Source organism: Nocardia sp. NPDC003693 (assembly GCF_053981095.1).
In genome coordinates this window covers 11,855-37,244 of sequence record NZ_JBSFNO010000055.1, presented here as the reverse complement: position 1 = coordinate 37,244, position 25,390 = coordinate 11,855, and the positions used below count along the sequence as shown (strand labels likewise).

Below are 25,390 nucleotides of genomic sequence, written 5' to 3'. Positions count from 1 at the left end.
GATATTGGTCAACGTCTTGTGCAAGAAAGTGCAAGATTCTCGCGTCGAATGGGCTCGAGTTCGTACCTTCGATCTCAGGCGTCCGGGGCCGTTGGAGTCTCGGCCCCGGACCGCCTCTCCAACGACGACAGGGGGTACGCACATGTCGCTTACCGAGTCACAGGCCATGGTGCTCGCCACGCTGGCCACCCTGGAGCCGGGGCAGTCGCTAACCGTCCGACAGCTCGGGGAGAGAACGGGTTTCACGAGTTCCGGCACCCGGAAGATGATCAACGCGTTGGCCAACTCGGGCCTGGCACGGTGTAGCCGGCGCGCCCCGGCGGGATGGCGTATCACGCACCGGGGGTGGTCGCTGATCAACGCGCCTCGGTACAACGACTTTCGCGGTGAGAGGCCCGGAGGTGATGCGGCGTGATCTTCGACGACGAGGATGACGGGTATTCCGGGCTCGAAGAGTTCGAGTTCGAGCGGCCGCGGAGTTGGCTCCAGTTCGCAGACGGGACATGGGAGCCCGTGTGGGCTGACGGATCGGTCGGCGACCCTGTCAGGGTGTCCAAGCTCGTGGAGGCGGTCTGCGGCGACGATGCCGCGTGTCGGGTGATCGACCTAAATCAGTGGCGCTGACCCGCAGCTCCCACTGACAGCGTCGTGTCGGCGAAGAGCATGCGCAGAGTCTCGGCGGTGAAATCGTCCAGCGGATAAAAGAGTTCGATCGCCAGTTCGGCCAGGGTTAGGTCGGAGGGCGCTCCGAAGGTCACCATCGTGCTGAACATCCGTAGCTCGCCCTTCGGGGTGGCGACGCGCAGGGGTACCGCGAAGGACATCGGCGCACCGGCATCGGGTTCGGTGCCGGGCGGATATGGGTAGCGCGAGACCTCCTCGTACAGGTCACGCAGGAACGGGTCGCCGGTCGTCCGGACCTGGCGTTGGAGGCGGTCCAGCAGGAACTCCCGGACCTGGCCGTGGTTGATCATGCGGGTCGTGGCGCCGGGCGGGCCGGGATGCAAGGCCAGGCGGTACACGTTGGGGCGTTCCATCAGGTGTTCGTCGACCTCGCCGGAGAACAGGCCCATCGCGCGGTTGGTGGCGACCACGTTCCAATAGCGGTCGACCGCGATCGCGGGATACGGCTCGTGCGTGGCGAGCATCGTGTCCAGAGCAGCGCGGGCAGCGGCGAGTTGAACGTCGCCCAGGCCGCTCTCGCGATACTCCGGGGCGAAACCGCCCGCCAGCAGCACCGTATTGCGTTCGCGCAGCGGAACATCCAGCACGTCACAGAGTTTGAGCACCATGGCCCGGCTCGGCTGCGCCTTCCCCGTCTCGACGCAGGACACGTGTCGCGCCGAGCTGTCGGCGGCCAGCGCCAGTTCCAATTGGCTCAGCCGACGGCGCTGCCGCCACTCGCGCAGCAGGGCGCCGACGGGGGATGCCCGCTCCGAACGCGTCACTCGGACAGGCTATCCCCCCGGCGAATCCGGCGACCGTGACCTCGGAAGCCGTTCGAGGTGATCCGGCTGTAGTTCTGCTGCGTGAACAGGAGTGCGCCGCCGAGGTTGTTCTCGACGCCCTGGGCGGCCGTTCACACCTCACCAGGGCAGCGGAACCCACCGGTCGAAGAACCAGAAGCCGTTGTTGCGATGCTGCTCCCGATCGGGCCGGTCGTTGTCTCGATTGTCCTGCTGCCGATCGCCGCCACGATCGTCGCGCTGATCGTGATTCTGCGACTGGCCGGGATTGTTGATGTCCGGGTGGGGATCCGCGTTCGCGGCCCCGGTCCCGATGCCCAGCACACCGAGCGCCACACCTGCCGTGACAGCGGTCTTGGCGACCGTCGATTTCGTGAATCCCATAGCTGTTCTCCCTAGTGTCGGTCACCCTGGCGGGTAGCTCCAAGTGGATGAACTTCACTGTGCCGGGCGTGCCTGGACGTGGCGTCCGGGACTGCTGGGAGGTTGCTGTGAGGCTGTCGCGGCGACGGTGGATGTCAGGAATCGATGTCGGCGGGCGAGCTCTCGCGGCGTCGGCGGGTGAAGAAGGCGGCCGCCTCGGCGAGGGAATCTTCGATCGGGCGAGGTGTCCAGCCGAGTTCGCGGCGGGTCTTCGTGTTGTCCACGGGGGTCATGATGTGCATCAGGCGCATCGTGGTGCGGGTGACGCGCACGTCCGTGCGGGTGGCCCACGCGGTGACTTCGCCGAGCACGCCGATCACGGGCAGGAGCATCCGGGGGATCCCGAACCGTGCCGGGCGCGCACCGGTGAGAGAGGCCGCGTAGTCGTGGATTTCGCGGGTGGCGCGGAAGCCCGCGGAGACTATGTACCGCGCCCCGGGTCTGCCCTTCTCCGCCGCGAGGATCAGGGCCTCGGCCGCGTCGCGGATCCCGACGACCTCGGCGCCGGCGCCGCGCACGTAGAACGGCAACAAGCCGCGCGCGGCCGCGGCGACGAATCCGCCGTGCGGGGTCGGCAGATAGTCTTCTGCGCCATAGGTATTCGCGACGCACATCGCGACCGCAGGGAGGCCGCGGTCCCGCGCGTAATCCAGGACGAGCTGCTCCGCCTGGACCCGTGAGCGAACGTAATCCCCGCCGAGGTGCTGCCAGTTGTGCGGGCCGGAATCCTCGTCGACGGTTTCGCGGCCGATCGGCAGTGTCGCGATCGAACTGGTGAACACGAAGCGCCAGAGGTGGGCGTCCACCGCCACGTCGAGCACCGTCCGCAAACTCTCAACGTTCGTGCGCAGCATGGGCGTCGGGTCGCGCAGCCATGGGCGGGCGTCGACCACGCAGTAGTACACGGTATCGACGTCGGTCATGGCAGCCCGCAGCGAATCCGGATCGTCGATGTCACCGACGGCGAGTTCGATGTCCAAACCGTCGAGCGCCCGCAACGAGCTAGTGGCGCGCACCATCGCACGCACCGTCTCACCGCGACGTGCGAGCTCACGGGCGACGTGCGAGCCGAGAAACCCGCTGGCGCCGATGACGAGGCTGCGCGGGCGACTCCGGTTGCCTGCTTTCGCGGGGTTGATCCGGTCCACGCCTCAACATAGACATGTGTCCAGACGAGGGTCAATATTTTGATCCGATCGGATGCGGTCGGGGTGGCGTCATCCGATGGAGTGGGACCGAAAGATGAACGCCCATGGCGTGTTCCGGGTGATTCCGGGGCGGGATGCGGCGACGTGCGCGGCTGCCGCGTGTGCGAGCGGCAGGACGCGAGGCAACGAAAAAAGTCAGCGAATTCCCAGCGACACACGCTGTGCCTGGGCATATCCTCGAAAGCATGTCTGCTCCCTCGTTGTTCGACACACCGATGTTGCATCAGCTACGGAACTGCGAACGTGTCCTGGTCGTCGGCGCCGGTGGGGGCTGCGACTTTCTCAGTGGGCTGCCGGTCGCTTTCGCCCTGCGCGAGCGCGGAAAGACGGTCTTTCTGGCGAACCTCACCTACACGGCGATCGCCCGGACGACCGCGCGGCCCCTGGCCCCCGGCGTTTTCGAAGCGCGCGCCGACAGCACCGGGCCGCGCACGTACTTTCCGGAGAAGGATCTCGCGCGGTGGCTGCACCGGCGCGGCTACCCGGACGATCGGGTCTTCATGATCCAGAAGAGCGGCACCAGGCAGGTGAAGGCCGCATACGCCTGGCTGGCAGCGGAATTGGAGCTCGACGGCCTGGTGCTCGTGGACGGCGGCACCGATCTGCTCATGACCGGCGACGAGGCGGGGCTGGGCAGGCCAGTCGAGGACATCACGAGTCTGCTGGCGGCCCGCGCGGTCGACGTTCCGGTCAAGCTCGCCGCCTGCGTCGGTTTCGGCATCGACACCCCGCACGGCGTCTGCCACGCCCACTTCCTGGAAAACGTTGCGGCCCTTGCGAGAACCGGGGCCTACCACGGTGTGACAGCGCTGCTCCCCGGCGTCGCCGCGGTCGACGCCTGGCTCGAGGCCGTCGCCTGGGTGCAGGAGCACACCCCGGCCCGCGAGAGCGTCGTGTGCGCCTCGATCACCGATGCCGCGCGCGGTGAGTTCGGCAATCACCACTCCCTCGAACGCACCCGCTCGGCAGGCACCGAACTGTTCATCAACCCCCTGATGTCGATGCTCTGGTCCTTCGACCTCGACGCCGTGGCCGACCGCGTGCGCTACCGCGACCGAATCGAACAGTCCGCCACCCCTTTCGAGGTGGCCGCCGCGATAGAGGCCTTCCGCGATCGCAATCCCCTCCGCCCCCGCCGGTCCATCCCGGCGTGACGGGTCGCCGGTCCTCGCCACGCGATCCTCCTGGAACGTGTTCCTGTTATGGTCGGTCGCGCCGCCGGTGACCGTTGGTCGCCCGGCGTCGAAATCGACTGGGAGGCAGGCAGATCATGCCGTTCGTATCCACCGGCGACGGTGCCGCGATCCACTATCGGGACACCCGCGGCGACGGGCCCGCCGTGGTGCTCGTGCACGACATCCTCATGGATGGCACGCTGTGGGAGCCGCAAATCGCCTCTCTCGCAGCGGAGTACCGGATCATCACGGTGGATACGCGGGGGCACGGGGAGACCGCCGATGCGGGTGGCGACTACGACTACGCGCGCCTGGGAGAGGACATCTGGGCCGTGGTGGACGAGCTCGGGGTGGGGGAGGTGGTGCTGGGCGGGCTCTTTCACGGCGGCATCGTCGCGCTGTGGGCGGCGTGCGCGGCACCCGAAAGGGTTCGCGGGCTGATATTGATCGGCACCCGGGCCGACGCCTACAACCCGGCGGAATACGCAGGTTACAAGATGATTCTGCTCAAACAGTGGGCGCTGGGGGATATGCCGCTCGAGCCGATCACCGAGCTCATCGCGGCACAGATGATCGGCGGCGAACAATCGCATCGCGACTACTGGACCGGGAAATGGAACAGTGGTGACCGCCGCCGCTTGGCTGCACCCGTCACCGCCCTGCTCGAGCGTCCGGATATCGAGGACCGGATTCACGTCGTGACCGCGCCGGCCCTGCTGCTGTACGGGTCCGGCGACGTCGTGTACACCGAGAACCGCATACGCAGGCTCGCCGAACGGCTGGGCGGCCCCGTGGTCATCGAGACGATCGACGCCGACGGCGTCAACCACGCTCCGACCTGGACCCACCCCCATCTCACCGACCCGGTGATCCGCACGTTCCTGGACGGCCTCGACTGAGCGAAAGACGCTCGTAATCGACCCGATTCGGCGCACCGCACAATCGCGCAATATGGAATTGCAGACTGTTCGCCAATAGCATTGGGGATCGGGAGTATTGGGGATCGGGTTGCGGCGACCCGCTCAAGAACCCCGGCTCAGCGGTACCACTGCGATTCGTAGGCTTCCCAGGTCGGCGCCGGGCCCGCGAGCGCGGTGCCAGACGGCCGCAACCCGTCCGCGGCCAGCGCCAGCAGGCGCCCGCGAGCCTGCGCGTCCGCGTCGGTGCGCTGGGGATAGCCGCTGAACAGCTCGATCAGGCGGGTGATGTCGACCGTGTTCACGTCCGCCCGGACCGAACCGTCGGCCTGGCCCTTGGCGAGTAGCTGCTCCAGCAGCTCCTTCGCGCGGGCGTTGCCCGCCACCACCTCCGGTGGAATGGGTAGCGACCCGGCCAGGGGGGCGAAGGCGCCGACACGGGCGGCCACGCAGCGTTCGAGGAAGGTGACGAGACCGGTCCATCCGGTGCCGTCGAGATCCAGCGCCGCCCGTAGCGCGTCGGCGGTGTCGTCGATGGCGATCAGGCACAGGCGTTGCAGCAGTTGGTCTTTGCTGCCGTAGCGGCGATAGAGCGTGCCCATCCCCACGCCCGCGCGCTCGGCGATGGCGGCGACCGGGGCGTCGCTGCCCTGCTCGGCGAAGACGGCGCGGGCGGCCGCGAGCACCAGCTGGTCGTTGCGCTCGGCCTCGCTCTGGCGGCCGAGTTTTCCTCCGGTGCGGCGGCGATCGGACGGTGCGGTACTCACCTCGTCAGCCTATTGCGTGTCATCACGCGCGCGGCCGCGCGACCCCGTCGCGCCGGATATGCCGCCAACCCCCGGAATGTGGCCCGGGTCGCATTTCCCTCTTGCCTATCGGAGCGTTTCGCTCCTAAACTCCTGCCGGAGCGAAACGCTCCGATTGGAGGACAATGAACAACCAGCACCTGCTCATCTGGTCGGTTCCGGCATTTCTGCTGCTCATGGCGATCGAGATGATCTACTACCGACTTCACCCGGACGAGAACGCGGGCGGATACAGCCTCCGCGACACCGCGACCAGCCTCACCGTGGGCGTGGGGGCGGGCATCGCGGACATCGCCTACAAGGCGATAGCGCTGGCCGGATTCATCGTGCTCTACGAGCTGACCCCGCTGCGCATCGAGGTCACCTGGTGGACCTTCCCGCTCATCCTGCTCGCCCAGGACCTCTGCTACTACTGGATGCACCGCGAACACCACCTCGTCCGCATCCTCTGGGCAGCGCATGTGGTGCACCACTCGAGCCTGAAATACAACTTCTCGACCTCGATGCGCCAGCCGTGGACCGGTCTGACCTCCCAGCTGTTCTACATCCCGCTGATCCTGGCCGGCGTGCCGCCGTGGGCGGTATTCCTGTGCGGCGGAATCAATATGCTCACCCAGTTCTGGCTGCACACCGAACGCATCGGCAAGCTCTGGCGCCCGATCGAACTGCTGATCAACACCCCCGCGAACCACCGCGTCCACCACGCGTCCCAGGGCGACTACCTCGACCGGAACTTCGGCGGCATCCTCATGATCTGGGATCGGATGTTCGGCACCTACGCCGAGGAGATCGACCGCCCGGTCTACGGCCTGACCAAGAACATCGACACGCACAATCCCCTGCGGGTGGCCACCCACGAGTACGTCGCCATCGGCCGCGACCTCGCCGATGCACGCGGCTGGCGCGACCGCGTCGGCATCCTCGTGAACCGCCCGGGCTGGCAGCCCGACTCCGTCCCCGCCCGAGCGGAGCACCGATGACCGCCGTCACCGCCACGGACACACTGATCTCCAGGGATCCCGCGACCGGCGACCGCATCGCCGCGCATCCGATCGACGGCCCTGACGCCGTCGCGGACGCCGTGGCCCGCGCCCGTGCGGCGGCGACATTCTGGGCCGCGCAACCCTTCTCGGTGCGCAAGCGCGCCCTGCTACGCTGGGCGGCGCACCTGACCGCGCGGGCCGAGGAGATCACGGCCCTCATCACCCGGGAGAACGGCAAGACCGCCGACGACGCCTTCCTCGAACTCACACTGGCCCTGGGCCATATCGACTGGGCGGCGCGCAACGCCCACCGCGCCCTCGCGCCGCGGCGTGTCCGCCCGGGCGCGCTGATGGCGAACATCGCCGCGTCCGTGGAATGGCGCCCGCTCGGCGTGGTGGGCGTGATCGGCCCGTGGAACTATCCGGTGTACACCCCGACCGGCGCGATAGCGTCGGCGCTGGCCACCGGCAACACCGTGGTGTTCAAACCGAGCGAGTACACCACCACCATCGGCACTGCCTTCGCCCGCGCCTTCGCCGCCGCGAATCCCGAACTGCCGCAGTCGATCCTGTCCACCGTCACCGGCGGCGGCGCGACCGGCGCGGCGCTCGTGCGCGCCGGCATCGACAAGATCGCGTTCACCGGATCGACCGCGACCGCCAAGAAGATCATGACTGCGGCCGCCGAATCCCTCACCCCCGTCCTGCTCGAATGCGGCGGCAAGGACGCCGCGATCGTCGCCGATGACGCTGACCTCGAGGCGGCGGCTCGCGACATCGCCTGGGGCGCGGTCTCCAACAGCGGCCAGACCTGCGTCGGCATCGAGCGGGTGTACGTCACGAGGACGGTGAGCGAGGAATTCATCGGGGCACTGCGCGAGCAGTTGAGCGGGGTGCGGGCCGGTGTGGACTACGGTCCGATGACGATGCCCGGCCAGATCCAGGTCGTGCGCGATCACATCGCCGACGCGCTGGCTCACGGCGGCACCGCGATGGTCGGCGGACCGCACTCGGTGCGGCCGCCGTACATCGACCCGGTCCTGCTCGTGGAGGTCGGCGAGAGCTCGATCGCGGTGCGGGAGGAGACTTTCGGGCCGACGCTGACCGTGCGGACCGTGAACGACCTGGACGAGGCGGTCACCCTCGCCAACGGCACCCGATACGGTCTGGCGTCCGCGGTGTACTCGCGCCGGCACGGCCCCGCCATCGCGCGCCGCCTGCGCGTGGGCGCGACCTCGATCAACGCGGTGCTGGCCTTCGCCGCGATATCGGCGCTGCCCTTCGGCGGCGTCGGGGAGTCCGGTATCGGACGCATCCACGGCACCGAAGGACTGCGGGAGTTCGCCCGCCCGCACGCCCTTGCGCGCCGGCGCTTCTCGATCCCGGGTATGGCCCTGCAAACCTTCACCCGGGCCCCGCGCGCCATGGCGGTGGTCCGGCGGCTGGTCACCCTGCTGCACGCCCGGCGCGGCCGACGACCGTGACGAGATCCGCCGCCGGCGACCCGAACCGTCCACTCCCCGTACCTGATCCACACTCTCGGCCCACGTCGTGGGCCGTGCCCGTCGCCGTCGACCCACTTCGACCGGTGACAGAGACAAGGGAAAACACATGAGGCTGTACCGAACCACCTTCCTTGCCGCCGCGACGGCCCTGACCGTCGCGGGCGGCGTCGCCACCGCGAACGCCCAGCCCGGCGCGGCACCCGACGCGATCGGCTACCGGGTGAACCTCGAGCACGATGTCGTGGTGGCCGCCCTCGACCGTGGCGTTTTTGCCGTGGCCGAGGATGATTCGAGCATCGCGATCCGGGACGACGCCGGGAGACTGCGTGAGACGCTCCCCCTGACGTTCACCCTGGACGGACAGAAAATGCCACTGCGGCAGGAGATCTCGACCGACCGGCGCACCCTGCGCCTGACGCCGGACCTCTCGACGCTGGATCGCGCGGCGCTGCGGCCGGTCGCCTCGCCCCTGGAGAACCAGCTCGCCATGAACGATCTGATCAACGCGGTCAGCCTGGGCACCTCCATCGGCAGCCTGATCGGCACGGCGATCGGCACCGTGGCGGGTGTCGGCGTCGGCGTCGCCCTGGCGGGGGCCTCGTGTCTGGTGCTGAGCCTGGGCTGCGTGGTCACCGTGCTGCCGATCGTCAGCATGGTCGCCGCCGCCGGTGGTCTCGCCGGTCTGATCGTGGCGGGCGGCCCGGCCGCGGCGGCCGCGGCCTTCGGCTACTGGAGCACCCTGAGCGCCGAACCCGGCCGGAGTCGGTACGCGCCCCACGTGCGGGGCGCGGGCGGCGCGCCGGCGGCCGAGTGACCCCGCGAAGCGATCAGGAGCCGTAATGCATATTCGCACAACAACTGTCGTCGTCCTCGCGGCCGCCTCGGCGCTGACCGCGGCCGCGACCCCCGCCGGGGCCGAGCGCCCCGGCCCCGAGGTCCGGGCCGAGCTGGTGCACGGCGCCGTGATCACGACTTTGCGGGGTGCGAGCTTCGCCCTGGCCGACGACCGCGGATCGATTCGGGCGCACGACGATTCGGGACGACCGGTGCTGTCCCTGCCGCTGACCTTCGAGCTCGACGGCGTCACCCATCGCATCGATCAGCGCATCGTCGGCGACGGCGACACCCTGATCCTGACGCCCCGTCCCGATGTCCGCGCGGTCGCGTCCCCCCTCGAAAACCAGCTGGCACTCACCGAATTCGCCGGAAACATGTCCCGGGCGTCGCTGACGGCCACGGTGGGCGGGTTCGCCATCGGCGCCCTGGTCGGCGCGGCGATCGGACTCGGCTCCTGCCTCCTGGTCGGCCCCGGCTGCCTGGCCACCACCCCGGCCGCCATCATGGCCTTCGCGGCGGGCGGCGGCGTGGCCGCGACCCTGGCCCTGGGTGGAACCGCACTGGCACAGGGCCTCTGGAAGTACGTCACCACGTTGCAGGCGCCGCCGGGCACGAGTGACTACGCCGACCAGGACGGTCTCCAGGACCCAGACGGTGCCGGCGCCCCCGATGCCACCCTGCGCCTGCCGCCGCTACCCCTGCGGCCCCTGATCACCGGCTCGGCATCCGGTTCTGCGGGCTGAACCGGGCCCGCCGCGCTCGGCACCGGGCTGCGGGCCGCCGCGGTCGGTCGGGTCACCGGACTGCGCGCCGAAACGCCCCCGCCCGAGGCGGGCACGCCGGTGACATCCGGGGCGACGGCTGCACGATCCGGCGCGTGGGCGCACCGTGTGGCGGGTGCGTAGGCGCGCTCGGATGACCGCTTCCGCCGTCTCGCGGCTGCGGGGCCCGGCGCGAGTCACGGTACCGGGTGGAGCGGGGTGGCCCGATGCCGTGTGCCGGTGTGGATCGGAGTTCAGCTGCACCGATTCCCGCCGCGAGATTCATTGCGGGGCAGCGCCATCGCGCGGAGCGAACCCGTGCAGAACCCCGTCGACCAGGGTGTCGGCGAACGCGTCGTCCAAGCCGGGGGAGTGCAGGAGCCAGCGGTGGGTCAGGGGCGCGTAGAGCATGTCGATCATCAACGGAAGGTCGGCGTCGGGGCGGAGCTGGCCGGCGTCGACGGCGGCGCGCAGGCGCGTCAGCACCGCGTCGTGGGTGGGTTGTTCGAGTTTCTCCCGGTAGAGAGCCGCCAGGGCGGGGTCGGCGATGATCTCGATCATGAGGGCGCGGATGGGGGCGGTGAAGGCGGGGTCGGCGAATTCGGCGGCGGTGGCGCGCAATACGACCTTCAGGTCATGGGACAGGTCCCCGGTGTCGGGGAGTTCGAGCCCGGTGCCCGCGGCGTTCTCGCTCGCGGCCAGCAGGGCGTCCAGGACCACCGCGCCCTTGGATTCCCACCAGCGGTAGATGGTCTGCTTGCCGACCCCGGCGCGGGCGGCGATGGACTCGATGGTCAGTTTGGCGTAGGGGACCTCGCCGAGTAGTTCCCGGGTCGCGTCGAGGATCGCGACGCGGGAACTCTCGCGGCGACGGGTCCGGACGGGCGTTGGGTGGGTCATGGAACGAATCTTAACAAGACGCAACGTCTCGTCTTGACAAACGCGCGGGCATGGGTCAAAGTCGTATCCATCAACGAGACGCAACGTCTCGTCTCGGCAGGGAGGAGCGCACATGACCCGCGCAGACATCGGTACGGCCCGTCCGGCCTCGAACCCCACCCGCACCGCACCGAGCAGGAGCATCCCGATGAACACCACCGCCACCCCCGCCGCCTGGTCCGGAATGGTCGCCGTCGACGACACCGCCCTCGCGGTGACCGACACCGGCGGCGCCGGCCGTCCCGTCGTCTACCTCAACGGCGCGTACGCCGATCAATCGCACTGGAAGCCCGTCATCGCCGAACTCGGCGAGGGCCTGCGGCACATCACCTTCGACGAACGAGCCCGGGGCGGATCGGGGACCTCGGCCGACTACTCCTTCGAGGCGTGTGTGCGCGATGTCGGCGTCGTGCTCGCCGCCCGCGGCGTCACCGAACGCCCGATCCTGGTGGGCTGGTCCTACGGCGCGACCACCGCGGTGCACTGGGCCGACCGCAATCCCGGCCGCGCCCTCGGCGTGGTCTGCGTGGACGGGGCCATGCCGTACGGCCTGACCGACGAAGCGGGTCGCGAACGCATCCGGAAGCTGTTCCGCCGCATGCGATTCCTGCTTCCGCTCGCCCGGCCGCTGGGTATGGCCGCGCGGATGAGCGCCGACGAGCACGCCGAGGTCAACATCGAGATCAACGCGGTGGTCGCCGCCATCGCGCCGGTGCTGGACCGGGTCACCGAGCCGGTGCGGTACGTGCTGGCCACGGGGTCGAATCTCGGTGCGGGCCAAGAGGAAATGGCGGCCGTGCGCGCCTCGCTCGACCCGGTCCTCGCCCGCAACGCCAACGTGACGGTGAGCGCCCAGGTCCCGAGCAATCACTCCAAGATCCTGCGCAAGGATTTCCGCGCGGTCGCCGACGCGATCCGCGCTACCGCGTCCGAGGGCTGACCGCCTGCCCCGTGCTTTCCCGGCTTGGGAATCCACGGCGCGATGCTGAAGAATCGCTGACCCGTACGAAAGGAACTTTCTTGTCCAGAACCTGGTTCATCACCGGCGCCAACCGCGGCCTCGGCCGCGCGTTCACCGTGGCCGCGCTGGCGGCGGGCGACACCGTTGTCGCCACGGCCCGCGACCCCCGCACCATGGCCGACATCGAGGATGCGCGACTCACCGTGCTGCCCCTCGACGTTCGTGACCGGGAACAGGTATTCGCCACGGTCGCCAAGGCTTTCGAGGTCACCGGACGGCTCGACGTGCTCGTCAACAACGCGGGCTACGGGCTGGTCGGCGCGCTCGAGGAACTGACCGAGTCCCAGATCCGCGATCAGATGGACACCAATTTCTACGGCGCGCTCTGGGTGTCGCAGGCCGCGCTGCCGGCGCTGCGCGCCCAGGGGTCGGGCCACATCGTGCAGATCTCCACGGTGGGCGCGGTCGGCTCGCTGCCGCTGTTCAGCATGTACAACGCCAGCAAGTGGGCGCTCGAGGGTTTCAGTGCCTCGCTCGCCGACGAGCTGCGGCCCTTCGGAGTCAAGGTCACCCTCGCCCAGATGGGCGGCTTCGACACCGACTGGGCCAAGTCGAGCATGCAGTTCGCCACGGGTGTGCCGGCGTACGCCGGTGTCCGCGAGAGCATTCTCGGCCTGCGCGACTATCCGGACCTGTCGGCCGTCCCGGCCGCCCCCGCCGAACCGGCGGCGGACGCCGGGGCGAACGAATGGGCCGAGCCCGCACCGGAAGTGGCGGCGGCGGGCCTGCTGGCCCTGGTGAACGAAACCGATCCGCCGCTGCGCCGGATCATCGGCCCGGGCGCGCACCAGATGGTCGCCCTGGCCCTGGACGCGCGCCGCCGGGACTACCTCACCGATCCCGAGTTCACCTGGCCCGCGTAGTCGACGGGCCCGCCGCGTAGTCGAGAGTGCTACCGGACCGACGAATTCGGCCCTCGCTGAACCGATCAGCGAGGGCCGTCTCGACGCCGGCGGCGGGAGAGAGGACGCCGCCCGCGCACTCACTGCCGCGAGCGGGGCTCACGCTCCAGGAACGAGGTCACCATGGGGGCGAGCAGTTCCGGGCGGTGCATGACCGAGACATGGGACGCGCCGGGAACGATGGCCAGCTGCGAATCGGGCAACCCCGCCGGGGTGTCGCCCATGATCCCGCCGCCCAGCAGCCGGAAGACCTGAACCGCGTGCTCGGGGGTCACGATGTCGGAGTCACCGATGATGCCGAGCGTCGGAATGGTCATGGCGTCGACGGCGGCGTCGGGAACGGTCGGGATGTTGCTGTCCATGTCGACGATCTTGGACACCAGCGCGGGAAAGTCCTCCGGACGCGGTGCGGTGTCCAGGTAGTACCGGTGGAACGTACTGCCGTGCAACATCTCCGGCTGCAGCGTGGTGATCTCGTCCACCGTGCCCGGGTGCATCGCGTGCGGTCCCAGACCACCGGACAGCAGCACCAGCTTGCGGACCAGGCCCGGATGCCGCAGCCCGATGTCGAGCGCCACGCCCGCCCCCATGCTGTAGCCGAAGACATCGGCGCGGGTGACACCGAGGTGGCCGAGCACCGCGACGGTGTCGTCGGTCATGGTCGCGGTGCGCAGGGCGCGGCCCGCCACATCGGGGCTGTGGCCGTGTGACTGCTGCTCCACGGCGATGATCTGCCGGTCCTTCGACAGCAGCGGGATCAGCTCGCCGAAATCGGTGCCGATGCCCGACAGCGCGCCGTGCAGCAGGACCAGCGGCGGCTCGTCGGTCGCCTCGCCGTGCACCTCGTAGTACAGGCGTGCGCCGTTGACCTCGACGTAGTCGCCCACTGTCGTTGTGGCGGAAGCCGATTCGCCGGGATCGCCGCAGGCGACCAGCGCCGCGGCGGTGAGGGTGGTGAGCAGGGCCAGGCCGATCTTACGCATTGCGGTCTCTTCTCGTTCGATACGGGAGCGAGGCCGCGGTTCCTCGCCGTTCGCCGGTAGAGACGAGGCGTCCACGGGGAATTCATCGGCGGCACGGCCATTCGATCGACGCGTCCCGCGTGACGGCGGCCACCGAACTCCCGGCCGGAGGAATCAAGTCCGAATTCGGCAATGTTATGTTGAGCCCCGCTTCACGAACTGAGGATGTGCATGCTGGAACGTCTCGAACTGGAGGCTTTTCTCACCCTCGCCGAGGAATTGCACTTCGGCAGAACCGCGGAGCGCCTGCGTGTGACGACGAGCCGGATCAGCCAGACGATCCGGAAGATGGAGCGCCGCATCGGCGCACCGCTGTTCGAGCGCAACAGCCGCGTCGTACGGCTGACCCCGCTGGGCAAACAATTGCGCGACGAATTGCGCCCCGCCTACGACCAGATCGCGGCCAGCCTGGTCGCCGCGAGCCGGGGCAGGACCGTCGAACAGACGATCACGGTGGGATTCTCCGCGCCGTGGTGCGGGAACCTGCTGGTGCGTGCCGCGGACGCGTTCCGCGCCCGATACCCCAACACCGCGGTCGACATCGAGGAGATCCAGCTGGTCGACCCGCTCGGTCGCATGCGCGCGGGCGCGGTGGACATGCAGCTCACCGAATTTCCCATCGCCGAGCCCGACATCACGACCGGCCCGATCATCTTCTCCGAGCCGCGCGCGCTGATGGTTCCCGCGAAGCATCCGCTGGCACAGTGGGAATCGGTGTCGATGGAGGACTTGGCCGACGCCACGCTGGTCACCATCAACGGCGAATCGGTGCCGAAGTATTGGATGGACCGCTATTTCCCGCTGCACACGCCGTCGGGCCGCCCGATTCCGCAGGGGCCCGCGACGAACTTCTGGCCCGAGGTACTGGTGCACGTCAGCCAGGGCACCGGTGTCAGCACGGTCTCGTTGCGGGCCAGGGATTTTCACGCCCGGCCCAACCTGGTGTTCGTCCCCTTCCACGACGCGTCCCCGATCGACTACGGACTGATGTGGCCGACCGCCGGAAAGAATCCGCTCGTGCAGCCCTTCCTGGAAGTGATCGCCGAACTCACCCCCACCGACTGAATGCCGCGCCCGGCAAGCGTTGAGTTCGGCTAAGCGCTGCGTTGTCGAAATCGTGCTTGTTGGCGCGCTTTCGCGTGGCGATGCTGGTGAGCATCCGATTCTCGGAACACCGACGGCGGTCGCACCGCAGGAAAATCAGGAGGAATCAGTGTCACGCGAATTGGTCTACACCGGCTTCATGTCGCTCGATGGGGTCGTCGACTCCCCGGGCGGCAAAGAGGAAGGTCATCGCGGTGGCGGATGGGTCATGGACACCGAATTCGTCCCCGAGGCGTACTCGCTCAAGGGCGAAGAGCTCGCCGATCACACCGCGCTGCTGTTCGGGCGGCGCAGCTACGAGGCGTTCGCCCCGTTCTGGCGGGAGTCCGAGGACCACGCCGCCTACAAGGACCTGCCCAAGTACGTGCTGTCCACCGGCCTCACCGAGCAGGACCTGCTCGACGGCTGGGGCCCGACCACGATCCTGCGCACGGTCGAGGACGTGGCGAAGCTCAAGGAATCCGAGGGCGGCGCGATCTTCATCCACGGCAGCGCCGAACTGGCCCGCCGGCTCTCCGACGCGGACCTGATCGACCGGTACAACCTGCTGGTCTTCCCGGTCCTGCTCGGCGCGGGCAAGGGTCTGTTCAGCCGCGAGGATCGCGACAAGCAGCAACTGCGCCTGCGGGATTCGGCGACGTACTCCAACGGCGTCGCCAAGCTCGTCTACGACGTGGTGCGCTGAACGTCACCGTCGCGGCCTCGACGCGGGCTCGACGGGGCGATATCCCGTCGAGCCCGCGTCACGCGGGCACCCGATCAGTTCTGCGCCGCCCGAACCGTGGCGGCCCCGGCGGCGTACAGCTCGTCCACCCGCCGCCCCCACGCCGGATCGGCATCGACCCGTCGCCGGTAGATCTCGTAGATCCGTTCTCCCAGTGCGGGATCCGCGTCATCGCTGAAGCGCACCGCCGACTGCCTGGCCAGGCGCGGCAGGATGAAATCGTCGCCCGCTATGTGCACGGGGTTGTGCATATAGCGCTCGACGGCGTCCAGATCCGGCAGCGCCGTGACGAACGCGTGGGTGAACCCCTCGCTCGGATCGCCCAGGTCGGGGCCGATGCTGGAGAACACCGACGCCTCGACCGAGATGGTCCGGCGGATGGCGTCGATCACCTGCTCGCGCTCCTGTGCCCCGACCTCGTCCTTGAAGCTGAACCGCTGCACGAAAACAATCATTCGAACCTCCCCGAATTGCACTGACGAGTGCAGAATAGTGCACCGAAGGGTTCGGTCGCTAGGGTTGTTCCGTGCAACGGATCAGTGCGGAGCGCCCGAAGGGGCGGATCGACAAGCGCCAGGCGATACTGGGCGCGGCCTTCGAGGTCTTCGCCGGGGACGGCTATCACCGGGCGAGCGTCGACGCGATCGCGCTGGCGGCGGGGGTCGCCAAGCACACGATCTACAACCATTTCGGCGACAAGGAGTCGCTGCTGCGCGCGGTGGTCGCCGATCTCGCCGAACAGGCCCTGGTTCGCAACCTCGCCGCGGTCGAAATACTGGACCGCGGAGCGGATCTCGCCGAATCGCTGACCGAGACCGGAGTCCGACTCGCCGAGTGCTACTGCGATGAGCACACCGTCGCGCTCCGCCGGCTGCTGCAGGCCCAGCTGCCCACCATGCCCGATCTGCTCGACCTGATCCGGGACCGCGCCACCGACCGGGTCAACGACGCGCTCGCGGCCCGGCTCGCGCGACTGGCGCTGGCCGGGCGGCTCGAGCTGCACGGTGATCCCGCCGTCGCGGCCGAGCAGTTCGGCGCCCTGCTCACCGGCCCACTCGAGTCCCGTACCCGCATGGGTACCGCGAAGATCTCGAAATCCGAACTGCGACAGCTCGTCCGGAACGCCGTCGACACCTTTCTCCGGGCGTTCGGGCCCGCGGCGTAGGGGCGCGACGGCCCCGCACGCCGCGGGCCGCGACGGGATCGGGCTCAGCCCGCCGCGACGGCGGGCCGCTCCGCGGGCGCCGCGCTCGCGATGACCGCGCGGCGGTAGGGGATCGCCGCGGCGATCGCGGCGGCCAGGATCGAGACGCCGCCGCCGATGAGGAAGGCGACCCGGAAGCCGTTCTCGCTCGGGATGGCATGGCCGCCCGCCGAAATGGTCAGCTGGGCCAGCACCGCGCCGATGACGGCCGCGGAGATCGAGGTGCCGATCGAGCGCATGAGCGTGTTGAAACTGTTGGCGGCGGCGGTTTCCGACTGCGGCACCGCGCCCATGATCAGCGCGGGCATCGCGCCGTAGGCGAAGGCCACGCCCGACGAGCAGATGATCGTGACCAGCAGCAGGCCCCAGGTCGAGCCCATCAGCAGCAGGGCCGAGCAGTAGCCGGCGGCCATGACCGCCGCGCCGGTGACGAGGGTGACCTTGGGCCCGCGCGCCGCCGACAGCTTCGCGCCGACGGGGGACAGCAGCATCATCATGATGCCGCCGGGCGCCATCCACAGGCCCATGGCCAGCATCGACTGTCCCAGTCCGTAACCCAGCGAGGCGGGCAACTGCAGCAGCTGGGGAACGCTCAGCTGCAACGAGTACATGCCCACCCCGATGGCCGCGCTCGCGATGTTGGTCACCAGCACCTGCGGCCGCGCGGTGACGCGCAGATCGACCAGCGGCTCACCCGCCCGCAGCTCCCACCAGCCCCACACCAGCAGCGCCACCGCGGACGCGGTGAACAGGCCCAGGGTCAGCGGCGAATTCCAGCCCCACGCGGCGCCTTTGGAGACCGGCAGCAACAGCGCGATCAGACCGGCGCCGAGCAGTACCGCGCCCGGGACGTCGAAGCGCCCGCTCGGCCCCTCGGCGCTGCCCTCGGGCACCACGACCACGATCAATACTGCGGCGACCGCGACCAAACCCGCCGCGCCCCAGAACATCACGCGCCAGTTGCTGTACTCGGTGACCGCCGAGGCCAGCGGCAGGCCGAGCGCGCCGCCGATGCCCAGCGACGAGGAGATCAGCGCGATGGCGGTGCCCAGGCGCTCGGGCGGCACGACGTCCCGCAGCAGCGCGATGCCCAGCGGAATGACGCCGACGCCGAGGCCCTGCAGGCCGCGGCCGATGATCATCGGCACCAGCGACCCGGCCAGCGCGCAGGTGATCGAACCCAGGAACAGCGGCACCGTGGAGGCGATCATCATGCGGCGCTTGCCGTACATGTCGCCGAGTCGCCCGGCGACGGGCGTGGCGACCGCGGCCGCGAGCAGCGTGATGGTGACGACCCAGGTGGTGTCGCCGGGGTCGGCGTTCAGGATGCGCGGCAGTCCGCCCAGCAGCGGAACCACCAGGGTCTGCATCAGCGACGCGGTGATTCCGGTGAAGGCCAGCACGGCCAGGACGGCGTTGGTGCCGCGGGGGATGGGGTCGGTTTGGGTCACGATTACTCCTGCGCTCGGCGACTTATGCATAATACATACAATGTGCATTATGCACACTCGATCGACCCGGTCGTGACCGGTAGGGTGAGCGGCAATCAGGTCACACCGCAGGTCGACGCGGATCGGCGGAAGGAGCAGGGTGAGCAATCCCATCGACGCGCTCGAGTTCGAGGCCATGCTCTTCGGCCGGTACAGCCTGATCTCCCGCAAGGGCGACGGGCGGCTCGAGCGCAGCGCCTACGTCCTGCTCCACCGGCTGCAGGGCGGCGGCCCGATGTCCATCGGGCAGCTCAGCGAGGCGCTGGGCCTGGATGTGTCCACGCTCAACCGCCAGACCGCGGCGATGCTGAAAGCCGGTCTGCTCGAACGCATTCCCGACCCCGACGGCGGGATCGCCCGGAAATTCCGGGTGACCGCGCTCGGCCGGGAGAAGATGGAGTTCGAGCGGGCCTCGAGCATTCATCACCTCGACGTCATCCTGGCCGACTGGCCCGCGGACGACGTCGCCGCGCTGGCGGACTATCTGGCCCGCTTCAACGCCGCGATCGAGCAGTACCACGGGCGGCCGTGGCCGCGGCCCGTGCACTCCTGAGTCTCAGCCCGAAGTCGCCGCCGCACAACGCCGTCCGATCTCGCGCAGCGCCGCCAGCACCTCGGGCGGGCCGTCGATCTCGAAGTCGGCGTCGAGGAAGGTGAGGTGCGCGGCCAGGATGTACGCGGTGTCGCCGCCGGCGTGCACCAGGCTGGTGCGGTCGTCGACGGGTTCGACCGCGATGCCGTCGGGCAGCCATTCCACCAGTTCGGTCGCGGGCCGGCGCACCAGCACTCGCGCCCGGTAGCGGAACCGGGCTACGCGGCGACCGGCGGCCACGAACGTGATGAGGTCACCGTCCGGGGGATCGCGCGGATCGAAGCGCGGTCCGGTCGGGATCCTCGGGCTCATGCGATCGACCCGGAAGGTGCGCCAATCGGATCGGTCCAGATCCCAGGCGACCAGATACCAGCGGTGCCCGAGGTAGACGAGCCGATGCGGCTCGACGGTGCGGTACTGCTCGGCGCCGTCGTGGTTGCGGTAGTCGAAACGCAGCCGATGCCGCTCCCGCACCGTGCCCGCGATCGCGGCCAGCACCCGCGGATCCGCTTCCGCGCCCGCGTGATTCGGGATCACGGTCGAGGACTGCAGCGAGTCGATACGGTGGCGCACGCGCGCGGGCAGCACCTGTTCGATCTTCGCCCGGGCACGGGCCGACGCGGTTTCGAAGCCCGCGACCGAGCCCGGCGACGCCCCGCCGAGGCCGAGCACCACCGCGGCGGCCTCGTCCTCGTCCAGCAGCAGCGGGGGCAGCTTCGCGCCCGGGCCGAGCCGGTAGCCGCCCGCCGCGCCGGGCGTGGAGAAGATCGGATAGCCCAGCTCGCGCAGCTTGTCCATGTCGCCGCGAATCGTGCGCGGGGAGACGCCGAGTTCGGCGACCAGTTGCGGTCCGCTCCACTGCGGGCGGGTGTGCAACAGGGTGAGCAGGCGCAGCAGCCGCGCCGACGTGGTGATCACGAATTATTACCTTAATCACCAATGCGGCAAGTAGGTTGCCGCATTGGTTGATTTCATTGAGGTATGAGCAACTCGAACACCGAGATCCGCCCCTTCGAAATCGCTGTCGCCCAGGCCGAATTGGACTACCTGAACGCGCGGCTGGACCACGTCCGGCTCCCGGACGAGCTGCCCGGCGAGGGATGGCGGCTCGGCGTACCGACGGACTACCTGCGCGAGCTGATCAGCTACTGGCGCAACGACTTCGACTGGCGCGCCCAGGAGAAGGCGCTCAACGACCTGCCGCAGTTCACCACCGAGATCGACGGCCAGAACGTGCATTTCGTGCACGTGCGCTCGCCCGAGCCCGACGCCACGCCGCTCATCCTGACCCACGGCTGGCCGGGATCGTTCGTGGAATTCCTGGACATCATCGGCCCGCTGACCGACCCGCGCGCGCACGGCGGCGACCCCGCGCACGCGTTTCACCTTGTTCTGCCCTCGATTCCGGGCTACGGGTTCTCCGGTCCGACCACCGAGGCGGGGTGGAACGTCAACCGGGTGGCCCGAGCCTGGGCCGAGCTCATGGCTCGGCTGGGCTACGAGCGCTTCGGGGCGCAGGGCGGGGACTGGGGTTCGGGCATTTCCCTGGAGCTGGGCCGGGTCGTTCCGGATCGGGTGATCGGCGTGCACGTGAACTTCCTGATGACCTTCCCCTCCGGCAGGGAGGGTGAACTCGACGCCTTCGAGCCCGCCGATTTCGCCAGACTCGGTCTGCTCGAACGGTTCCAGGGGGATTTCGGCGGCTACATGGCGATTCAGTCGACCCGTCCGCAAACCCTCGCCTACGGTCTCACCGATTCCCCGGTGGGCCAGCTGGCCTGGATCGTGGAGAAGTTCAAGGAGTGGACCGACAGCACCGACCGTCCCGAGGACGCCGTCGACCGCGACCGCATGCTCACCAACGTGATGCTCTACTGGCTGACCGGCACCGCGGCGTCCTCCGCCCGGTTCTACGCCGAGTTCGCCGCGTCGATGGCGCGGGGTGACTACCCCGCCCGGGTCGAGCGCCCGGTCGGGGTCGCGGTCTTCCCGAAGGACGTCATCCTGCCGATTCGCAAGCTGGCCGGCCGGGACGCGAACGTCGTGCACTGGACCGAGCACGATCGCGGCGGTCACTTCGCCGCCCTGGAACAGCCGGCCCTGCTGGTCGCGGACATCCGTTCGTTCTTCGCCCAGCTCTCGGACTAGCCGAAGTCGTTGCGGGCGAGGCGAACCGCCTCGCCCGCGACGATCAGGCGGGGACGCTGCCCGCGGCGACCGCCCCGGCGCGTTCGGCCAGGGCGGCGGTCTCGGCGGCCAGGCCGCGGACGAGCGACGTGCCGAACAGGGCGTGCGCCAGGAACGCCAGGGGGCCGGTGAGCGCCAGTCGCACCACCAGGCGGGTGCGGTCGCCCTCGGTGAGCAGCACGCGCAGCCGGTTGCCGCCGGCGAGGGCGGTGACCCAGCCCTTGTCGCGCCAGCCGAAGCGGCGGCCGGGGTCGACCACGGTGACCTCGTGCATGGCGTGGCGGGCGTTGTCGTTCAGGACGACCTGCGCGGCGACGGACGCGCCGGGCTCGGGTGCGCCCCGGACGGCGGTGAGCCACGGATTCCATTCGGAATAGCGCTCGAAGTCGGTGATGACCCGATAGGTGACCTCGGGGGAGGCGTCGATGAGCGCTTCGCTGTAGTAGCGGGGAGCCAGGCGCTCCCAGCGCGCGACCACACCGGCGAACAGCACGGGCAGGATGCGGCCGCGCGCGGTGCGGGTGTCGCCGGTGCGCCGCGCGACGTCGAGTTCGAGCCGGTGGATCTCGGTGTGGATGCGGGGGTCGTCGTGCGCGAACCAGTGCAGATCGGTGAGCCGGGCGCGTGCCCCCGCGTAGTCCCGCGCACGGACGGCCTCGCGGCAGAGTTCGAGTTCCGCGTCGTTCGCTCGGGCGAAACGCTCCGCCGCTGTCATCTCTTCCTCCGGATCCCGGGGTGCCCGCACCCCGGAGGAAGCATCGCGGACACCCGAATCCCAGTCAAGCATTTGCTTGGTATGACATCGACGGGCGGACCCGGCGCGATGGTGCGGCAGTCCGGCCCGGTGCGGGCGCCGATGACCCGGGACCGATTCCTATTTGACCGATTCCCGACCGCGCCGCGAAAAGCGCCGATACGATAACTCAAAATTTGCTATACGCGACCACGTCGCGGCGTGGATGCGTACCGATCGTTCCTGCTCCCACTGACTAGGGGATCGCGTGCAAAATTCATTGATCGGCTCGGCGGCCGGAATCCGGCGCCTGTTGTTCCTCGGATGTGCGGCCGGTATCGGCATATCCCTCGTGGTGGCTCCGGCGGGCGCCGATGTGCCCGGAGCCGCGGAGATAACGCAGAAGTACGACGAGGCGGGCGGTGCGTCCTCACCGCTGGGCAATCCCGTCGGCGAGGCCGTGGAGGTGGCCGGCGGCGCGAGCCGCGACTACCAGGGCGGCGCCATCTTCTACTCCCCACCCGATGGCGCGCACGTGATGTACGGCGTCATTCTGAACGAATTCCGCGAACTGGGCGGTCCGGCAAGCGATCTCGGATTCCCCACCAATGACGAATCCGATACCACCGGCGTCGCGGGCCGATTCAACACCTTCGCCGCACCCGACGGCGCCGCCATGTACTGGACCCCGCAGCAGGGCGCGTGGGTGGTGCGCGGCCCGATCCTGGCGGCCTACCGCGAACTTCAGGGCCCCGCGGGTGAGCTCGGTTTTCCGACGGCGGCCGCCACGGTCGACGGCAACGGCGCGACCGTGCAGAAATTCAGCGGCGACAACGGGGCCGCGCAGATCACCTGGAGTGCCGAGAACGGATTCACCACGGTGCCCGGCAGTTTGGCGGGCGCCCTGGCCGGATTGCGGCTCCCGAGCATGACCGGCGTCCTGCCGGAGGGCTCGGTCCAGTTGCCCGACGGCCGCGTCCAGCTGCCCGATGGTTCCATCAAGATGCCCGACGGCAGTTACCAATTGCCGAACGGCAATGTCGTCATGCCGGACGGATCGATCAAACTCCCCGACGGCTCGATTCAATTGCCGGAGGGCGCGGTTCGTCTCGGCGACGGTTCGCTGCAATACGCGAACGGACTGATTCGGATGCCCGACGGTTCGTTCTCGCTGCCCGACGGCGCGGTGCAATTGCCCGACGGCACCGTGCGCATGCCCGACGGTTCGATCGTATTCCCCAGCGGCGGCGTGAAAATGCCCGACGGATCCTTCGACTTCCCGGGTATGGCGTTCTCGTCCGCCGAGAAGTCCACGGGGTGGTGGGATCGGCTGCGGGACAACATGGGCGGCTGGTGGTGGATCGTGCCGGTGCTGATCGCACTGCTGGTCCTGGCGGCGCTGGCCGGTCTGTACCGCTGGTTCCGCAACCGCGGCGGCGGCGCGAACACCGGTGGCCCCACCGGCGGCCCGTCGCGCCCCGGCGGCGGTGCCGGCTGGGACGACCGCGCGGCTGCCTCGGGCGCGACGCGGGCCGACGCGACCGGACGCGGAGTCACCCCGGGCGGCATGGTCAAGGGCGCCGCGGCCGCCGGTGCGGCGGGCGCGGCCGGGGTGGGTGGCCGGGCCCGTGAGATGGCCGGCGACGCGACCTCGGGTCTGGCCGGTGCGGGCAGGCACGCCGCGGACCGCATGGGCGACATGGCCGGCGGGGTGGCCGACACCGGCCGGCGGGTCGGTGAAACCGTCGGCTCGTCCGGCAAACACGCCGGCGCCGCCGCGGCCGGGGTGGCGGCGGCGGGCGCGGGCGCGCTGGCCGGTGCCCGCCGGGGCGCGCCCGGCGCCGTCGCGGGCGCCGAGGTGAACGCGCTGTTCGACGAGCTGGAGGGCGCCGACGTCATCAACACCGCCTATGCCGGAGCGGCACAGGGCCTTTCCGGTGGCGTGGTCCACGCCAGGCTGCTCATCGACGAGAACATGAGCCCGCGCCTGGTGGAGATCCTCGACGCGGCGGGATACGACGCCGTGCACGCCCGGGATGTCGGTCTGGGCGGCGGCGCCAATCGCGCGACGCTGGAGAAGGCGAAGACGATGGGCCGCACCCTGGTCACCTGCGAGCGTTCCTACGCGCGCGACATGATCGGGAACCCGGCGACCGGCAGTGTGGTCATCCTCGACAACGCCGAGGGCACGATCGACGACCACCTCGCGGTGCTGCGGCGAGCCCTGCCGATGCTGGACGCGGTGCTGGCCGGCGGCGCCCTCGCGGTCGCCTCCGATCAGGGCGTGCGGGCGCGCCGGCTTCCGCTCACCCACAGGTAATCCCGATCGAGCGCCCCGCCGCGGCCGCGGAGTTCCAGCGGCCGCGGCGGGGCGCCCGGCTGTCGCGGTTCTCACACCGGGACCCGATGCCACGGTCGATCCCGGTGAATCCGGTCACGGGATTGTCCGCGCGCATGAGCCGGAACTTATTGCGGTGGAGGATGTTGCGGCCGATCGGCATATCTCTTTGGGACCGCCGGTTTGCAATTGCTCTCAATTAGTGCTGCAGCCCAATGCAATTCGGCGGATTCGGCCGAGGCCCCGGACCTTCGCGTCTGTTATCTTCAGTCGACCTCGAGATCGACAAAGAATAGGGCCGTACACGATGACGCTCACCGGGCGATCTACCGAACCCGATACCCAGCACAAGAAGCCCGCAGTCGGTCGTCGCGTAGCCGCCGACGCGCCCGCGTCCTCGCCGTCGCGGGGACCGTGGATCGCGGGTGTGGCCGCATTGGCTCTGGTGGCCGGCGGCGTGGGCGTGGCGGTGGTCACCTCGGGGTCGGACTCGGGCCCCGGCCCGGCGCTCAGCAAGACGTTCCTGCCGGTCGACAAGGAATGCGAGCTGGTCACCAGGGCCACCCTGGATACCTACGTGCCCGGGGCCAACTGCGCCGCACAGGCCTTCAGCGGTATGAACAACGGCGACGGCGTCCGCACCTACGGGCCGTCGTGGACGGTCGAATCCGCGACGAGCGTGCCGACCCAGATCGAGCTCGGCCTCACCCTGACCCCGGCCGCGGAGAGCCTGTTCACCGAGAGCTACGACGACGCGGTGCGCAGCTTCCAGGCCAGTCACCACGCGGCGCAGATCGACGAGATCACCCTGCCCCAGTTCGACAAGGCGTACCTGATGTCCGGGGACTACGCCTACGCGGTGATTCCCCAGTCCGACGCGCGCATCGCCGCCCGCAAGGGCAACGCGGTGCTGGTGCTGACCTTCAAGGGCTTCGGCACGGCCGAGGAATCCATCGGGGCCGCGAAAGCGATTGCCGCCGACGTCATCACGCATCTGCCCAGCTGATCGCGCCCGCCCGGCAGCCCCCCGTCACCGAGCGACGGGGGGCTGTT

General features: G+C 69.5%; 27 protein-coding genes. 17 read left to right on the top strand and 10 right to left on the bottom strand.

The window, feature by feature from the left end; genetic code table 11:
* Positions 1–142 precede the first annotated feature (142 nt).
* Positions 143–415 (top strand): MarR family transcriptional regulator, encoded by a 273-nt coding sequence (locus ACWDOP_RS36060; protein ID WP_456348657.1) that lies wholly within the window; start codon positions 143–145, stop codon positions 413–415.
* Positions 412–624: a hypothetical protein gene (locus ACWDOP_RS36055; RefSeq protein WP_456348656.1), complete on the top strand. Its 213-nt coding sequence runs from the start codon at positions 412–414 to the stop codon at positions 622–624. Before ACWDOP_RS36060 ends, ACWDOP_RS36055 begins: the two co-directional genes overlap by 4 nt.
* Here the strand turns inward: ACWDOP_RS36055 and ACWDOP_RS36050 are convergent.
* The 3 genes from ACWDOP_RS36050 to ACWDOP_RS36040 all read right to left on the bottom strand — a co-directional run bounded on the left by ACWDOP_RS36050 (position 612) and on the right by ACWDOP_RS36040 (position 3,028).
* Positions 612–1,448 carry a helix-turn-helix domain-containing protein gene (locus ACWDOP_RS36050; protein ID WP_456348655.1) on the bottom strand — a complete coding sequence of 279 codons (837 nt, stop codon included), beginning with the start codon at positions 1,446–1,448 and terminating at the stop codon, positions 612–614. The genes ACWDOP_RS36055 and ACWDOP_RS36050 overlap by 13 nt on opposite strands.
* Before the next feature lie 138 nt (positions 1,449–1,586).
* Complete coding sequence (locus ACWDOP_RS36045; protein WP_456348654.1) at positions 1,587–1,850, bottom strand: hypothetical protein; 264 nt, start codon at positions 1,848–1,850, stop codon at positions 1,587–1,589.
* Positions 1,851–1,984: 134 nt separating this feature from the next.
* A complete protein-coding gene (locus ACWDOP_RS36040) occupies positions 1,985–3,028 on the bottom strand; it encodes an NAD-dependent epimerase/dehydratase family protein (protein WP_456348672.1) in 1,044 nt (347 codons plus the stop codon).
* Positions 3,029–3,282: 254 nt separating this feature from the next.
* On the opposite strand from ACWDOP_RS36040, the gene ACWDOP_RS36035 reads away from it, so the two are divergent.
* Together ACWDOP_RS36035 and ACWDOP_RS36030 are read left to right on the top strand one after the other, a co-directional pair.
* Positions 3,283–4,251 carry a DUF1152 domain-containing protein gene (locus ACWDOP_RS36035; RefSeq protein WP_454203116.1) on the top strand — a complete coding sequence of 323 codons (969 nt, stop codon included), beginning with the start codon at positions 3,283–3,285 and terminating at the stop codon, positions 4,249–4,251.
* A 116-nt stretch (positions 4,252–4,367) separates the two neighbouring features.
* Positions 4,368–5,171: an alpha/beta fold hydrolase gene (locus tag ACWDOP_RS36030; RefSeq protein ID WP_456348653.1), complete on the top strand. Its 804-nt coding sequence runs from the start codon at positions 4,368–4,370 to the stop codon at positions 5,169–5,171.
* A gap of 137 nt (positions 5,172–5,308) precedes the next feature.
* On the opposite strand, the gene ACWDOP_RS36025 is transcribed toward ACWDOP_RS36030, so the two are convergent.
* Positions 5,309–5,956 (bottom strand): TetR/AcrR family transcriptional regulator, encoded by a 648-nt coding sequence (locus tag ACWDOP_RS36025; RefSeq protein WP_456348652.1) that lies wholly within the window; start codon positions 5,954–5,956, stop codon positions 5,309–5,311.
* A 164-nt stretch (positions 5,957–6,120) separates the two neighbouring features.
* Between ACWDOP_RS36025 and ACWDOP_RS36020 the strand changes: the two genes are divergently transcribed.
* From ACWDOP_RS36020 to ACWDOP_RS36005, 4 genes are all read left to right on the top strand, one after another.
* Entirely contained in the window at positions 6,121–6,975 is an 855-nt protein-coding gene (locus tag ACWDOP_RS36020) for a sterol desaturase family protein (protein WP_456348651.1), read from the top strand.
* Complete coding sequence (locus tag ACWDOP_RS36015; RefSeq protein ID WP_456348650.1) at positions 6,972–8,462, top strand: aldehyde dehydrogenase family protein; 1,491 nt, start codon at positions 6,972–6,974, stop codon at positions 8,460–8,462. The genes ACWDOP_RS36020 and ACWDOP_RS36015 overlap by 4 nt, the downstream gene beginning before the upstream one ends.
* Before the next feature lie 127 nt (positions 8,463–8,589).
* A complete protein-coding gene (locus tag ACWDOP_RS36010; RefSeq protein ID WP_456348649.1) occupies positions 8,590–9,297 on the top strand; it encodes a hypothetical protein in 708 nt (235 codons plus the stop codon).
* A gap of 25 nt (positions 9,298–9,322) precedes the next feature.
* The gene (locus ACWDOP_RS36005; RefSeq protein ID WP_456348648.1) at positions 9,323–10,063 is read left to right on the top strand and encodes a hypothetical protein; all 741 of its coding nucleotides are present in this window, start codon (positions 9,323–9,325) and stop codon (positions 10,061–10,063) included.
* A gap of 300 nt (positions 10,064–10,363) precedes the next feature.
* Here ACWDOP_RS36005 and ACWDOP_RS36000 read toward each other — a convergent pair whose 3' ends face one another.
* A complete protein-coding gene (locus ACWDOP_RS36000) occupies positions 10,364–10,981 on the bottom strand; it encodes a TetR/AcrR family transcriptional regulator (RefSeq protein ID WP_456348647.1) in 618 nt (205 codons plus the stop codon).
* Positions 10,982–11,093: 112 nt separating this feature from the next.
* On the opposite strand from ACWDOP_RS36000, the gene ACWDOP_RS35995 reads away from it, so the two are divergent.
* Entirely contained in the window at positions 11,094–11,960 is an 867-nt protein-coding gene (locus ACWDOP_RS35995; protein WP_456348646.1) for an alpha/beta fold hydrolase, read from the top strand.
* Between the two features lie 80 nt (positions 11,961–12,040).
* Positions 12,041–12,904 (top strand): SDR family NAD(P)-dependent oxidoreductase, encoded by an 864-nt coding sequence (locus tag ACWDOP_RS35990; RefSeq protein WP_456348645.1) that lies wholly within the window; start codon positions 12,041–12,043, stop codon positions 12,902–12,904.
* A gap of 119 nt (positions 12,905–13,023) precedes the next feature.
* Here ACWDOP_RS35990 and ACWDOP_RS35985 read toward each other — a convergent pair whose 3' ends face one another.
* Entirely contained in the window at positions 13,024–13,926 is a 903-nt protein-coding gene (locus ACWDOP_RS35985; protein ID WP_456348644.1) for an alpha/beta fold hydrolase, read from the bottom strand.
* Between the two features lie 210 nt (positions 13,927–14,136).
* On the opposite strand from ACWDOP_RS35985, the gene ACWDOP_RS35980 reads away from it, so the two are divergent.
* A complete protein-coding gene (locus ACWDOP_RS35980; protein ID WP_456348643.1) occupies positions 14,137–15,030 on the top strand; it encodes a LysR family transcriptional regulator in 894 nt (297 codons plus the stop codon).
* Positions 15,031–15,178: 148 nt separating this feature from the next.
* On the top strand, positions 15,179–15,754 hold the full coding sequence (locus tag ACWDOP_RS35975; protein ID WP_456348642.1) for a dihydrofolate reductase family protein: 576 nt from the start codon (positions 15,179–15,181) through the stop codon (positions 15,752–15,754).
* Positions 15,755–15,828: 74 nt separating this feature from the next.
* Here ACWDOP_RS35975 and ACWDOP_RS35970 read toward each other — a convergent pair whose 3' ends face one another.
* Positions 15,829–16,248, bottom strand: a complete 420-nt coding sequence (locus ACWDOP_RS35970) for a Dabb family protein (RefSeq protein WP_456348641.1) — start codon at positions 16,246–16,248, stop codon at positions 15,829–15,831.
* 71 nt (positions 16,249–16,319) lie between these two features.
* On the opposite strand from ACWDOP_RS35970, the gene ACWDOP_RS35965 reads away from it, so the two are divergent.
* The gene (locus ACWDOP_RS35965; protein WP_456348640.1) at positions 16,320–16,958 is read left to right on the top strand and encodes a TetR/AcrR family transcriptional regulator; all 639 of its coding nucleotides are present in this window, start codon (positions 16,320–16,322) and stop codon (positions 16,956–16,958) included.
* Positions 16,959–17,002: 44 nt separating this feature from the next.
* Here ACWDOP_RS35965 and ACWDOP_RS35960 read toward each other — a convergent pair whose 3' ends face one another.
* Positions 17,003–18,478: an MFS transporter gene (locus ACWDOP_RS35960; protein ID WP_456348639.1), complete on the bottom strand. Its 1,476-nt coding sequence runs from the start codon at positions 18,476–18,478 to the stop codon at positions 17,003–17,005.
* Positions 18,479–18,587: 109 nt separating this feature from the next.
* Between ACWDOP_RS35960 and ACWDOP_RS35955 the strand changes: the two genes are divergently transcribed.
* On the top strand, positions 18,588–19,040 hold the full coding sequence (locus ACWDOP_RS35955) for a MarR family winged helix-turn-helix transcriptional regulator (protein WP_456348638.1): 453 nt from the start codon (positions 18,588–18,590) through the stop codon (positions 19,038–19,040).
* 3 nt (positions 19,041–19,043) lie between these two features.
* On the opposite strand, the gene ACWDOP_RS35950 is transcribed toward ACWDOP_RS35955, so the two are convergent.
* Positions 19,044–19,997 (bottom strand): helix-turn-helix transcriptional regulator, encoded by a 954-nt coding sequence (locus tag ACWDOP_RS35950; RefSeq protein ID WP_456348637.1) that lies wholly within the window; start codon positions 19,995–19,997, stop codon positions 19,044–19,046.
* A gap of 63 nt (positions 19,998–20,060) precedes the next feature.
* Between ACWDOP_RS35950 and ACWDOP_RS35945 the strand changes: the two genes are divergently transcribed.
* Positions 20,061–21,227, top strand: a complete 1,167-nt coding sequence (locus ACWDOP_RS35945) for an epoxide hydrolase family protein (RefSeq protein WP_456348636.1) — start codon at positions 20,061–20,063, stop codon at positions 21,225–21,227.
* Positions 21,228–21,270: 43 nt separating this feature from the next.
* Here the strand turns inward: ACWDOP_RS35945 and ACWDOP_RS35940 are convergent, their stop codons facing one another.
* Positions 21,271–21,981, bottom strand: a complete 711-nt coding sequence (locus ACWDOP_RS35940; RefSeq protein WP_456348635.1) for an SRPBCC family protein — start codon at positions 21,979–21,981, stop codon at positions 21,271–21,273.
* Between the two features lie 286 nt (positions 21,982–22,267).
* Between ACWDOP_RS35940 and ACWDOP_RS35935 the strand changes: the two genes are divergently transcribed.
* Together ACWDOP_RS35935 and ACWDOP_RS35930 are read left to right on the top strand one after the other, a co-directional pair.
* Positions 22,268–24,319, top strand: a complete 2,052-nt coding sequence (locus ACWDOP_RS35935; RefSeq protein WP_456348634.1) for a DUF5615 family PIN-like protein — start codon at positions 22,268–22,270, stop codon at positions 24,317–24,319.
* Between the two features lie 445 nt (positions 24,320–24,764).
* Positions 24,765–25,343 carry a hypothetical protein gene (locus ACWDOP_RS35930; RefSeq protein ID WP_456348633.1) on the top strand — a complete coding sequence of 193 codons (579 nt, stop codon included), beginning with the start codon at positions 24,765–24,767 and terminating at the stop codon, positions 25,341–25,343.
* The last annotated feature ends 47 nt before the right edge of the window (positions 25,344–25,390 follow it).